We start from the raw sequence: 13931 nt of genomic DNA, 5'->3' as shown, positions 1-13931 counted from the left end.
TCTATTAATATTTTAGTAATTAAAGATTATTATTTACCTACTATTTCTTTTAAATAGTCCATAAATCCATCTCTTAATTCTTCTCTTCTTAAAGCATATTCAACTGTTGCTTCTAAGAAACCTAATTTATCTCCAACATCATATCTTCTTCCTTCAAAGTTATATGCATACATAGCTTCTTCATGCATAAGCTCTAAAAGTGCATCTGTAAGTTGGATTTCATTTCCTTTTCCTGGTTTAGTTCTATCTAATATTTCAAATATTTTTGGAGTTACTATATATCTACCTAATATTGCTACATTTGAAGGCGCTTCATCTATATTAGGTTTTTCAACTAATCCTTTTACTTTCATAACTCTATTTTCTATATCAATTCCTTCTACTATTCCATATTTATCTACTTTATCATGTGGAACAGTTTGAACTCCAAGTACTGATGTATGATATTCATTATAACAATCAATAAGTTGTTTTAAGCAAGGCTTTTCATCATTATAAACAATATCATCTCCAAGTAATATTGCAAATGGTTCATCCCCAACGAATGCTTTAGCACAGTTTATAGCATGACCTAATCCTCTTGGTTCTTTTTGTCTTATATAATGTATATCTACCATATTTGAAATATCTTGAACCATGTTAAGCATACTTTGCTTTCCAGCTTTTTCAAGTTCAAGTTCTAATTCTATACTTCTATCAAAATGGTCTTCAATACATTTTTTGCTTCTTCCAGTTATAATTAGAATTTCTTCAATACCAGAAGCTATTGCTTCTTCTATAATATATTGAATTGTAGGTTTATCAACTATAGGAAGCATTTCCTTTGGTTGAGCTTTAGTTGCAGGTAAAAATCTAGTTCCAAGACCTGCGGCAGGGATTATCGCTTTTTTTATCTTGTTATTCATAATTACTCCTTAGTTTCTCTTTAATTTTTTTATTACAAATTCAATCACTAGTTTATTTATTTCATCTCTAATAATAACTAAAACTATAAAATATACTATTACCCCAACTATTGATTGGATTATTGTCGTTATAAATGTAGCTTCCATAAATTTTCCTATGAATACTACAACTACTGTCATTATAGCTCCAGCTACAACATATTTTAATATAGCTTTTAATAATGGTTTTGTATCTATTTCCTTATATAATAATGCATATTGTACAGCTGTTACAGCAAATTCAGCAACTACTGTTGCAACACATGACCCAAAAGCTTTAAAATGTGGTATTAATATGAAATTTAGGATTACGTTTACTATTGCCCCTACTGTAACTGAAATAGTAAATTCTCTATTTTTATTTGTAGGTAATAAGTATTGCACTCCTAATACATTACTTATTGCTATTAAAAATAAAATAGGTACTGATATAATCAATAGATATTTTACTTCGTCAAAACCTTTTCCAAAAAACCATGGTACAAACTTTTCTGAAATACTTGCAAGCCCAAATGCCATTGGAATAGAAACATATGACACACCTATTAAACTATTATTTAAATGTTCTTTTAATTTTTCTTTATCACCACTTGCAAAAACATTACTCATTCTAGGAAGCATAACAACTCCTAATGAAGTTACTAATCCTAAAACCATTTTTACTATATTTTGAGATTGTTGATAAAAACCAACTTGAACTGTATCAGATAAAGCTCCTAGCATTGATCTATCTAAGACCGCATAGATTTGTATAGCTATTTGAGGAATAAATAAAGCTAATGCTGGCTTTATATGGTATTGTATATCTTTCCATTTTATTTTAACCTTTGAAACTGTTTTAGGCAAATATGGCCACATAACTAAATTCCCTAAAAAAGCCATTCCAGCATTTATAAATACATATAAAGCTACATCATTCATATTTTTTACAAATATAAATATAAGTATAACTCCAACTATTCTTACAAATAGGTTTCTTGTAACAGTCTTTTTAAAATCTTCTAATCCCATATATAACCAAGAAATATCAACAGTAGCAACTAATATATTTATACCTTGAATTAAATATATTAATCCATAATTATTATCTCGAGAAAATATTAATATATAAACTATTAATGCTATTCCAGTTGTTATTAACTTTAGTATAGTAATAGACCAAAATGTAACGGATAACTTATGTTTATCATCCCTTACATATGCTATTTGTCTATTTCCATATAAACTTATACCTATTGTTCCAAGTATTATAAAATATTGAACTATCGAATTTGTATAACTAGATATACCTACTCCATTTGGTCCTAATACTCTAGATATATATGGCACAGTAATTAATGGCAATAATAAAGTCACTACTTGATATATTAGATTATATAAAACATTTTTCTTTACGCTTACAGTCTTACTCATCATTACTTCTCTCTTCATAAATTTTATCGTCTTTTTTTGTATTATCCCAATTCATAAACAAAATACTCCATCCAATAGATAAGAAATATATAATAATATATCTATATGGTATTTTAGTTACAGTTAGTAAAACAAATAATATTACACTAACTATTGCATATCCTACCTTTCTTTTCTTTATGCTATATGCAATAGATAAAAATAGTGGTGCAATATATATAAGTAATTGCATTAATCCACCTTCAGGCAATAACGCTAATAATCCACTACTTCCACCAATATCAGTTCCTCTTAACACTAGATTCATGTATTGTCTTACATAGTCGTATTGGTTATATCCCCAACCAAGTAATTTATGAGATTTCCAAGCTTCAAATCCTACTCTAAAATCATCCATTCTTACTGAAAATGAACCCGTTTTACCATTTACTTGATGAATTTTATTTATTAAGAAATATCCTCCTATTACAACTCCTATTATAATTAATAATGGAATTATAATTCTAAATAACATTTTTCTATACTTACTCTTACTAATAACTATTAATATTTTGAAAAATATTAAGCTCATCATAATTAAAATTCCTGTAGTTGATAGAGTAGTTAATATAGTAACTATTAGTATACCTACTGCTATTTTATTTAAATTTTTTCTTACAAAAAGCTCACACATAAGTCCTATAGATAAAATAAATGAATACATTGGCGCTTCTGTAAATATTCCAGAATTTCTTATAAACTCTCTTCCTGAAAGGTGTATTGTTTGAGTTTCATAATATATATTATAGTAATTAGGAATAAATCTATCTCCACCCCATGTATAATACATTTGATTGCTAGGATAAATTAAGTGAACTAAGCTACCTAAAAAATAAAATATTAATGAAATAGCTGCAAGAATTACTATTATATTTGATATTTTAAGTAAAAATCTATATTTTTGTCCTTTATTTATTAATCCTAAATTATATAATAAGAATCCTATTAAAATAACAACAAAATCTATAATAAAATTTACTCTATTTACTCCACTAAATAATGCATATGCCATATTATAGATACTTAAAAACATAAAAACATATATGAGCTTTTTAAAATTTTTCCTTATGCTTATAATATCTTTAAAACTTAATATAATTAGGATATACAGTGCAACTATAGTTACATATGTTACCTTTTTAGAAATATACATAAAGTTCCAAACACTGTTGCTATTAATTACAACAACTATTGCTAAAATATATTCTAAAATATTTAAAAGCATTTCTTTTCTATCTAAATTATTTTCATAATACTTATTTAACATGTTCTATCCTTGGGTTAAATGTTATTCCACTAAAATATCCTTTTAAAACAACTTTAACCTTTTTTCCTTTCCCCTCTTTACTTTTAAGTAATATTTGAAGTATAGATTTAACAGTATATTTTGTATGAAAAATAACTCCTCTAAATCCTCTTTTTTTATTCATATAAAATTTATTTCTATATTCAAAAAAATATCTTCCCACCCTATCTGTATCGCCATTTATTATATCTACCCCTACATTTGATTTCATGTAGTGATGTACTATACTGTCAATACACATATAGCATTCATATTTTTCACTTATTCGTAAAGTATACTCAGTATCATCTCCCCAAATAAAAAAATCTTTTATTGGAAGTCCAAACTCTTTTACTATTTTTCTTGAGAATAGCATAGATACAAAAGATGCATTTTTCACTCTAACTAATCCATCTGTTATATAATCATTCCAAACTGGTTTTACTGTTGGCACATTCATAACACATGCTTTATTATCTTTAAAAAGAACATTACTACATAAAAAACCTATCTTATCTTCTCCTATGATTTCTATTTTATTAATCATATTTTCTAAAGCAGTTTCTGTAGCAAATGTGTCATCATCCATAATCCAGATATAATCATGTCCTTTTTCATATGCCTTTTTAATACCTTTGTTAAATCCACCAGCACCTCCAATATTTTCATCTAAAAATACTGGTGTTATTTTTTCCTCTTTCAAATCTCTTAAATATTCTCTAGTTCCATCTGTACAATTATTATCTATAATAATAATCTCATCTAATTTTAAGCTTTGATTAAGTAATTTTTCTATTGTACTTTTTAACAAGTCTAACCTATTATAAGTTACAATTACTGCACATATTCTCATATGTTATTTTCCTTTCCTGATATCATATCTCTAAAAAATCTATAAATATCTTCTATACAGAAAAATATTGTTGTATTAGTTTTTAAAATATTTTTTCTTATTTTTATATTTTTACCATAAAAATCTCTGTCCAAAAGATCAAATACTTCTTTATCAAATTCTTTAATTTTATAATTATATATAGAATTCAATGCCATTGCACTTAATCTATTGCAAAAAGATTTTTTTAGTTCTTCATCTTTAAATTTATCCGCTTCTTTATTTAACTTACTAACTATTTTTAAAATATCTTTTCCATACTTAATATTTTTTTTAGAATTGATAATTGAACCTTCTCTTTGTCTATATACATAAAAAATATCTTTGTAAATACTTACTTTATTTGCACATAATAATGCTCTTGGTGTAAATTCTTCATCTTCATGAACAATATTTGGCATAAATCTCAAATTATTTTTATTTATAAGATCTTTTTTATAAATACTTAACCACACTGGAGCATAAACTCTTTTTGTTTTCAAAGATTTTAATAAAAACTCTTCTGGGTTCATAGGACTTTTATTAAATATATTAAAATCAAAATTTAATTCTTCACGTCTTCCATCATCATATAATTTAACGCAACTTCCAACTACTATATCACTATTGTCTTCTATTCCTATGTTATACATATTTTCAAATGAATTTTTATTTTCTATAAAATCATCACTATCAACAAAAGAGATATATTCACCTTTTGCTTCTTCTATTCCTCTATTTCTAGCACTAGATAATCCACTATTTTTTTGATTTATTATCTTTATTTTTGGATTTTTTAAATTTAATATTTTTTCCATGCTTGAATCTGTTGACCCATCATTTACTACTATTATCTCCATAGAATCTAGTGACTGATTTAATAAAGAATTTATACATTCCAACACATATTTTTCAACATTATAAACAGGAACTATTACGCTTAATTTTATCACTTTTCTAATCCACCTATTTTATTTTTATCATTGTTAATTTCTCTTAAAAAAACAATTCCTAACACTAATACAAATCCTATACCTGTTATAAGAACAACATTTAATGCTCTTTGATTTATTACGGCTTTTTTAGAACAAAATAGTCTTTCTCCCATATTAACATTTGTAATATTTCCATATTTTTTACTATATTCTGTTCCATCATTTATCATAGTTGCTGCTACAGCTTCAACTACATCTATAGCTTGATTCTTATCTTTATTAGTATAGTTTATATCAAAAGTTGAAGAATAAACGCTTGGATCTATAGTTAAATTTTTAATAACATCATCTGTATTAACGTTTAATTTAGAATTATCAATTGCTTTTTCTATCATTTTTCTTTCTATATCATTGCCTAAATATGATTTTATTATGCTTTGATACATTTTTGTACTATCTTTTCCTATTTTAGCACTATTAATATTTCCAACAGTTAACTTTACTTTTGCATTATAATCTATTCCCATAACAAAAAAATTTATTAATATGGATATTATGAAAATTAAAAATGTTATTCCAAATATAATTTTATATTTTCTTTTTAATATATTTAATAGCTCTTTAATCTCTACTTCTTTATTCTGCAATATTTCTCCTCCTTAATAGTACTATTTTAAATTCAATTAGAATTATACCACATTTTTTCTTTTTTTTAATATTATTTTATTTTCTTCAAAACTTTTTTTCAGTTTATACAAAATAAAACCAAAGAGATTAATACTATCTAAAAATCCCCTTGGTTTATACTTTATATAATCTTTATTCTACTTTATTTTTTCTATAGCTTTACCTAAGAAATACCCATCTCTAAGTTTTTCTCCAAATTTCCTACAGTTTTCAGCCATTTCTTTATATTTTTCAAATGTTATATTTTCTAAAGTCTCATCAATTTCTTTTAATGAATCTATTGCTATTCCAATATTATTTTCTAGGACTAAATCTTTCATAGCACTCTTGCTCCATACAATTACAGGCATTCCTATAGATAAATACATTGAAGTCTTATGAGGATTGTTTACCTTTAAATATTCTCCCATCATTCCACTACATTTATCTAATGATTCTCCATCCCATATTAAACCAAATCCTGTTTTCATATGCTTACCTAATTCTTCTGGCTTAAAGCATCCTATATAATCTAAATTATTTTTATGATTAAGAACTTTTTCCTTTTCAAAACCAACTCCATAAAGAGATATTTTAGTTTTTACATCATCTAACTCTTTTAAATATATATATTTTGCTTTATCTATAACTAGATTTCCTGCGATATTAATATTTTTAAAATCATCTACAATTTCCATATCAAATTTATCTGATAAGTAATCGAATATACCTAAATTATATATTGGAACTTTAACTCCACTTTCGACTAATAACTTAGTCATATGTTCATTATGAGAAATAATACCGTCTAATTGACTAAAAACTTTTACTTCATCATTCATTGTTATAGGTTTTTCATAAGGTCTAAGACATATTATATCGTGTATTAAGGCAACAACTTTTATTCCATTACTTCTTAATTCTTGAATAGTATTAAAAAAGCTTTCCCAATACTTAAAGTAATATGGATATTGGATTAATAATGTATCGCCACTTTTTAATTTTTTCTTTTCATTTCTTCTCTTAAAAAATGATTTATAATATATTTTTCTTCCACCTAAATAAAAATTTAATTCTTTACATCCATTTTTAATCATTATCTTTTCAGCATCTAATCTTGCTTTACTTAGAGCATTAAAATTCTCTTCTTGATAATCCTTTAAAAAATAAATCATATTCATATATCATCCTTCTATTTTAATTCTTCTTTTACACAATTTAATGCAGATTCTATTACATTATGCATATCGAAATACTTATATTGACCAAGTCTTCCACCAAATATAACTTTGTTTTCTTTATCTGCTAGTTCTTTATATTTAGCATATAAGTCATTATTTTTATTATTATTTATTGGATAATATGGTTCATCACCTTTTTTCCAAGTTGCAGGATATTCTTTTGTTATAACTGTCTTACTAGAATTACAATCTTCAAAATGTTTATGTTCAATTATTCTTGTATATGGAATTTCATATTCAGTATAATTTATAACTGCATTTCCTTGATGATTTTCTTCATCTAATAATTCATCTTCAAATCTTAAACTTCTGTATTCAAGAGTTCCAAATTTATAGTCATAATATTCATCTATCATTCCTGTAAATACTATTTTTTCTGCAATATTTTCTAATTCGTTTCTTTCTTTGAAGAAATCTGTATTTAATTTAACCTCTACTCCATCTAACATTTTTTCAACTATTTTATTGTATCCACCTATTGGTATACCTTGATACTTATCATTGAAATAGTTGTTATCAAAAGTAAATCTTACTGGAAGTCTCTTTATTATAAATGCAGGAAGCTCAGTAGCTTTTTGTCCCCATTGTTTTTCTGTATATCCTTTTATAAGTTTTTCATAAATATCTTTTCCTACTAAACTTATAGCTTGTTCTTCTAAATTTTTAGGATTTTCAACTCTTGCTTCTTTTTTTTGCTCTTCTATTTTATTTTTAGCTTCTTCTGGAGTTTTAACTTTCCATAATTGATAAAATGTATTCATATTAAATGGAAGATTATAAAGCTCTCCTTTATAGTTAGCTACTGGTGAATTTGTATATCTATTAAATTCAACAAAGCTATTTACATAATCCCATATTTCCTTATTGCTTGTATGGAATATGTGTGCTCCATATTTATGAACATTTATTCCTTCTATATTTTCACAATATACATTTCCACCTATATGTGATTTTTTATCTATAACAAGACACTTTTTTCCGATTTTATTCATTTCATAAGCAAATGTTGCTCCAAAAAGTCCTGCTCCTACTATTAAATAATCATATTTTTTCATATTTGACTCCTTATTTCTCTTCACTTTTTAATATGTCTTTTAAGTAATCAGTAAATTTATCTTTTAATCCTTCTCTTCTTAAAGCATACTCAACTGTTGCTTCTAAGAATCCTAATTTATCTCCAACATCATATCTTCTTCCTTCAAAGTCATATGCGTACATATCCTCTTCATTCATAAGCTCTAAAAGTGCATCCGTAAGTTGAATTTCATTTCCTTTTCCTGGCTTAGTTCTATCTAATATTTCAAATATTTTTGGAGTTACTATATATCTACCTAATATCGCTACATCTGAAGGTGCTTCTTCTATATTTGGTTTTTCTACTAATCCTTTAACTTTCATAACTCTATCTTTAACAAATGTACCATCTACAATTCCATACTTATTAACTTTTTCATGTGGAACTGTTTGAACTCCAAGTACTGATGTATGATACTCATTATAACAATCAATAAGTTGTTTTAAACATGGTTTTTGGTCATTATAAACAATATCATCTCCAAGTAATATTGCAAAAGGCTCATCTCCAACAAATACTTTAGCACAATTTATAGCATGACCTAATCCTCTTGGTTCTTTTTGTCTTATATAATGTATATCTACCATATTTGAAATATCTTGTACCATATCAAGCATGCTTTGCTTTCCTGATTTTTCAAGTTCAAGTTCTAATTCTACACTTCTATCAAAATGGTCTTCAATACATTTTTTGCTTCTTCCAGTTATAATTAGAATTTCTTCAATTCCAGACGCAATAGCTTCTTCAATAATATACTGTATAGTAGGTTTATCAACTATAGGTAGCATTTCCTTTGGTTGAGCTTTAGTTGCAGGTAAAAATCTAGTTCCAAGTCCTGCAGCAGGTATTATTGCTTTCCTTATTTTCTTATCCATACTAATCATTCCTTTTTTCTTAAAATTTTCTTTTGTCTCTGAAAGAATTAACTCATTAAATTATGAATTTCAATTTATTAAATATTCTTATTTTTTCCATGCTACTTTTTTTATAAATCTATATAATCTTAATTTCCAAAGTATAATTGCCAATTTATTTCTATTACTAACTTCAGAATTTAAAAGTATATGTAAAGTTTCATTAAAGTTTATACATAAAAATCCTTCTTTTTTGAAATCACTATATATAGAATCTCCTGTATAATTCTCATTATATGCTGATATTATTTCTCCAAATGTATTTCCTTTAAAAGTATATACACTTTCATTACTAACTTTATTTTTAAATCTATTTAATATATCATGAACAGCTTCATTATATCCTATTGCAAGTTTCATATCTTTAGTATGCATTGCAGATTCATCATGCTGTCTATAAAAATGTATATCATCTTTAATTGCTATTATTTTATTTGATCCTTCTATACATAATGTTATTGGATACCAATCTTCACAATATTTTTTATTATCAAATTTTATATTGTTATCAATCCAAATAGATCTTTTAAAAATCTTATCACTCACAAATCCACGTACCTTCAAATTAAAAACATATTTCAATATTTCATCTGAGTTATATATTTTATCTTCTTCTAAAAAATCTAATTTATCAATACTTATAGTACCATTTGAATCAAACTTTCTATTTCCAAAAAGTATTCCATCTGGATTATATTTTTTTATTTTTTCACTTATTAGTTTTAAAGATCCTTTTTTTATAATGTCATCAGAATCTAAAAACATTATATAATCACCTGTAGCTTTTGAAAGTCCAAAATTTCTTGCTTTTGAAACTCCGCCATTTTCTTGATAAAAATATTTAATATTATCACGATCTAAGTATTCTTTTATTTGAAGATAACTATCATCTGTTGACCCATCATTTACAAGAATAATTTCACATTCAATATTTTCATTTAATAAACTCTCTAGACATTCCTTTACATACTTTTCTGTATTATATATTGGTATTATTATACTCAACATTATTTTGACCTCCACAGTCTGGATTTATAAGCAACACACATATTTAATCCAACTTACTCTATTCAATTTAAATCTTATTTAAGAAAAATTCTTCTAATTTCTTTGCTTCACTCTTTATATCAAAGCCAGAATTTTTTATATCTTCTTTTTTGCTTTTTCTATCATCTAAGCCTTTATCTTTAATTGATTTAATTAAATCTTTCCATTTATCAACTGAATCTTCTTTATCTATATCTAAAAATTCTACTAAATCTGTTATTTTTATTTCATCTGTAATTTTATCTGATAAAATACATCTTATTCCTGATGCTTGAGCTTCAACTGCTGAAACTGGTAATCCTTCAAATAAAGAAGGCATTAAAAATACATCAGAAGCTTGCATTAAATTATTAACATCATTTCTAGTTCCTAAGAACTCTACATAATCATTAAGTCCTAATTTTGAAACTTTATCTTTTATTTCATCTTCTAATTCTCCAACTCCAACTAGAAGTAATTTTGCTTCATTAATTTCTTTTCTAACTTCGTTAAAAACATCTATTAAGAAGTGATGATTCTTTTGGATATTAAATCTACCAACATTCATAAGAACAAATTTATCTTTTAAATTCATATCTTCTCTATATTTTTCTCTAATATCTTCATTATAATCAAACTTTTCAATATCTATTGCATTATTTATAACTTTAAATTTATCACTATTTATTATCTCATCTTCATAAAGCCACTTTGAAGCTAATCTAGAACAAGACCAAAAATGATTTGCATAACTATCTATATTTTTCTTATTTTTTTCATGGAAATATAATTTAAGTTTTCCGTACATATTTCCTGCATTATGGCTGTGTACTATGATTTCTTTTATTCCATATTTTTTAGCTACTTTTAAATAATCTATGTTAGCTAAACTACAAAGATTTACCCATATAGCATCATATTTATTTTCTTTAAATATATTTTCTAAATCTCTCTTAAACTTAAAAGGATTTTTCTTTTTAGAACAAACTTTAAATACTTTTCCTCCTAAAGCTAACACTTCATCTTCATAAGCTGCTTCTTCTGTATTTGATATAAAATGAAGATTAACTTTATTTAAATCAAAGTTTCTATAGTAATTCATAAGAAAGCTTTCAACGCCACCTTTAGTTGCAGTCAATCCATAAACTAATATATTTTTCATAGTAACTCACCTATTCTTCAATTATCTTTTTAAAATTATTATAATAATTATCTATATTATAGATTTTAGCTTTTTCTTCTGCTTTTAAACCCATTTCTAATCTTAAATCTTTATCATTAACTAAAAGTTCTATCTTTTCTTGTATTCCATCTACTATATTTTCATTTCTTTCAAGTAAGAATGCACATGTATTATCTGCATACTCTGGAATACCTCCAGATATAGTCGTTATAACTGGTAACCTCATAGCCATAGCTTCTATTATAGTTAATCCTGCTGGCTCATTCCACATAGATGGAAGTATAGCAAAATCACTTGCCGCATATACTTTAGGAATTTCATTATAATCTACATAACCTGTAAATATAACTCTATCTTCCATACCATCTGTAAGAGCTTTTATATTATTTAAATAATCACTCTTCATATCACTTCCATAAAAATAAGCTCCTATAACAAGAAGTTTTACCTTTTTATTATTAACTTTTTTTATTGCTTGTAAAGTTTCAAATATTCCTTTTTCTTTAGTTAGTCTTCCACTGAAAACAGCTACTATATCATCTTCATTAATTTTATATTTTTTTCTTATTTCCTTAATATCATCTTTATAATTATCTTTTGAAAATTTATTTATATCTATACAATTATATAATGATACAAGCTTATTTTCTTCAGCATTACAAGCTTCTTTTATATTCTCACATATAAAATTACTAACTCCCATAATCTTTTTACTATTTCTAGCTATTTCTTCACAGCCATAAAGATTATTAACTTCATTGTGTAAATGGTAATAATATTTACCTTTAAATTTTTCATAATTCTTATCTTTCATAGCCATTAGAAGTGTAGGATGATTTTCTAAAATTACTTTATCATAATCATTTTTATATAATTCTTTTTTTATTTTATTTATGTACTCAAATCTACATAATATATTTCTATATTTCATATTATTTTTTTTCTTAAGTACATTAGTCATTCCAAAATAAATAACTTTATCCATATTACTACAAATAAAGCTTGGTTTAAAATATTTAATTTTTGTATTTTTATATCTTTTAGCTTCTTCTTCAGCTTTTAAATCGTAAATACTATAAACATCAATTTGGAAAGATTTATTCTTTTCATTAACTTCTAATATATGTTGAATTAAATTTTCTACTGCTCCTCCTTTAGTAGCTGGAACAGGTGCTACTCCAGATGTTAATATTGCAATCTTCATAAAAATCCCCTTTAAATAATTCTATCAATTAATTTTTTATGCTCTAAAGCGACTCTTTTTATATCAAATTTTTCTTTAACTCTTTTATAAGAATTTTCAACAATATTATCTTTAAATTCTTTGTCATTATATATTTTCATTATTGAATTTGTCATTTGTTCAACATTGTCTACTTCAACTAAGATTCCACAATCATTAGCTATTAAATTTGGTATAGCATCTATTCTACTAGCTACAATAGGTTTTTTAGACTCCATATATTCAGCTACTGCTAGCCCAAACCCTTCCCATCTTGAAAATAATGTTGCTAAATCAAATAAATTAATATATTCTAAAGAATTTTTAACCCATCCAGTTATTAAAACTTTATTCTCTAAGTTTTTTCTTTTAATCAGATCTTCTATCTCTTTTCTTTCATCACCATCTCCAACAATAATGAAAAAAGCTTTAGGTATCTGTTTAACTACTCTACTAGCTACCTCTATAAAAGTATCTGGTGCTTTTTGAGCACTTATTCTTCCTACCATTCCTATTACATAAGCATCATCATCAATATTGAAATCTTTTCTTTTTAAATTGAAATCATATTTTTCACGCTCATACTTATCAATATCTATTCCATTGAAAATTAATTCAATTTTATCTTCTTTGCATATTTTATTTCTTAAGGCTGATTCTTTTTCGAACTCCGAAATAACAATAATTTTAGTCGTAAATAAAGCTAATATTTTTTCTATATACTTATATATATTCTTTTTTAAATTTCCACATCTCATATTAAAAGCCCAACCATGAGGATTGTATAATATTGTTTTTACTAAACCAATATTTGCGATTCTACCTATGGCTCCACCTTTACTGCTATGTGTATATATTAAATCTGGTTTATATTCTTTTATAGCTTTTCTTACTTCCCTTATAGATTTTAAATCTTTAGAGAAACTTAATTCCCTAACCATTGAAATACGTCTATATTTTATATTTAAAGAATTTAAAAATTCTTCTGAATAATCATATGAGCAAACTAAAATATGCTCATAATTTTCATCCATATTTTTCAATAGCATTTCTATGTATCTTTCAACGCCCCCTGCTGACTGTACAATATGCATAATTTTTTTCATCTATTTCACCT

13 protein-coding genes are annotated in these 13931 nt (G+C 25.2%); all 13 read right to left on the bottom strand.

Going from position 1 to position 13931, the window contains the following annotated elements; all coding sequences use genetic code 11:
• Window positions 1-29: 29 nt before the first annotated feature.
• On the bottom strand, window positions 30-905 hold the full coding sequence (galU, locus tag HMPREF1092_RS01945; protein ID WP_002596904.1) for a UTP--glucose-1-phosphate uridylyltransferase GalU: 876 nt from the start codon (window positions 903-905) through the stop codon (window positions 30-32).
• Between the two features lie 9 nt (window positions 906-914).
• Window positions 915-2375: a flippase gene (locus tag HMPREF1092_RS01940; protein WP_242830400.1), complete on the bottom strand. Its 1461-nt coding sequence runs from the start codon at window positions 2373-2375 to the stop codon at window positions 915-917.
• Window positions 2350-3663 carry an O-antigen ligase family protein gene (locus HMPREF1092_RS01935; protein WP_002596902.1) on the bottom strand — a complete coding sequence of 438 codons (1314 nt, stop codon included), beginning with the start codon at window positions 3661-3663 and terminating at the stop codon, window positions 2350-2352. The genes HMPREF1092_RS01940 and HMPREF1092_RS01935 overlap by 26 nt, the downstream gene beginning before the upstream one ends.
• The gene (locus HMPREF1092_RS01930) at window positions 3653-4534 is read right to left on the bottom strand and encodes a glycosyltransferase family 2 protein (protein WP_002596901.1); all 882 of its coding nucleotides are present in this window, start codon (window positions 4532-4534) and stop codon (window positions 3653-3655) included. The genes HMPREF1092_RS01935 and HMPREF1092_RS01930 overlap by 11 nt, the downstream gene beginning before the upstream one ends.
• A complete protein-coding gene (locus tag HMPREF1092_RS01925) occupies window positions 4531-5505 on the bottom strand; it encodes a glycosyltransferase (RefSeq protein ID WP_002596900.1) in 975 nt (324 codons plus the stop codon). Before HMPREF1092_RS01925 ends, HMPREF1092_RS01930 begins: the two co-directional genes overlap by 4 nt.
• Window positions 5502-6134 (bottom strand): Wzz/FepE/Etk N-terminal domain-containing protein, encoded by a 633-nt coding sequence (locus HMPREF1092_RS01920; protein WP_002596899.1) that lies wholly within the window; start codon window positions 6132-6134, stop codon window positions 5502-5504. The genes HMPREF1092_RS01925 and HMPREF1092_RS01920 overlap by 4 nt, the downstream gene beginning before the upstream one ends.
• 177 nt (window positions 6135-6311) lie before the next feature.
• Window positions 6312-7334, bottom strand: a complete 1023-nt coding sequence (locus HMPREF1092_RS01915; RefSeq protein ID WP_002596898.1) for a glycosyltransferase — start codon at window positions 7332-7334, stop codon at window positions 6312-6314.
• A gap of 11 nt (window positions 7335-7345) precedes the next feature.
• Window positions 7346-8449, bottom strand: a complete 1104-nt coding sequence (glf, locus tag HMPREF1092_RS01910; protein WP_002596897.1) for a UDP-galactopyranose mutase — start codon at window positions 8447-8449, stop codon at window positions 7346-7348.
• A 10-nt stretch (window positions 8450-8459) separates the two neighbouring features.
• Window positions 8460-9344 (bottom strand): UTP--glucose-1-phosphate uridylyltransferase GalU, encoded by an 885-nt coding sequence (galU, locus tag HMPREF1092_RS01905; RefSeq protein WP_002596896.1) that lies wholly within the window; start codon window positions 9342-9344, stop codon window positions 8460-8462.
• Window positions 9345-9431: 87 nt separating this feature from the next.
• On the bottom strand, window positions 9432-10391 hold the full coding sequence (locus tag HMPREF1092_RS01900) for a glycosyltransferase family 2 protein (RefSeq protein ID WP_002596895.1): 960 nt from the start codon (window positions 10389-10391) through the stop codon (window positions 9432-9434).
• Between the two features lie 67 nt (window positions 10392-10458).
• On the bottom strand, window positions 10459-11571 hold the full coding sequence (locus tag HMPREF1092_RS01895) for a glycosyltransferase family 1 protein (protein ID WP_002596894.1): 1113 nt from the start codon (window positions 11569-11571) through the stop codon (window positions 10459-10461).
• A 10-nt stretch (window positions 11572-11581) separates the two neighbouring features.
• Complete coding sequence (locus tag HMPREF1092_RS01890) at window positions 11582-12796, bottom strand: glycosyltransferase family 4 protein (protein ID WP_002596893.1); 1215 nt, start codon at window positions 12794-12796, stop codon at window positions 11582-11584.
• An 11-nt stretch (window positions 12797-12807) separates the two neighbouring features.
• On the bottom strand, window positions 12808-13920 hold the full coding sequence (locus tag HMPREF1092_RS01885; protein ID WP_002596892.1) for a glycosyltransferase family 4 protein: 1113 nt from the start codon (window positions 13918-13920) through the stop codon (window positions 12808-12810).
• Window positions 13921-13931: the final 11 nt, after the last annotated feature.

This window comes from Clostridium thermobutyricum (assembly GCF_000371465.1).
Lineage (GTDB): Bacteria > Bacillota > Clostridia > Clostridiales > Clostridiaceae > Clostridium > Clostridium thermobutyricum.
This window is presented reverse-complemented; position numbering and strand designations above follow the sequence as displayed.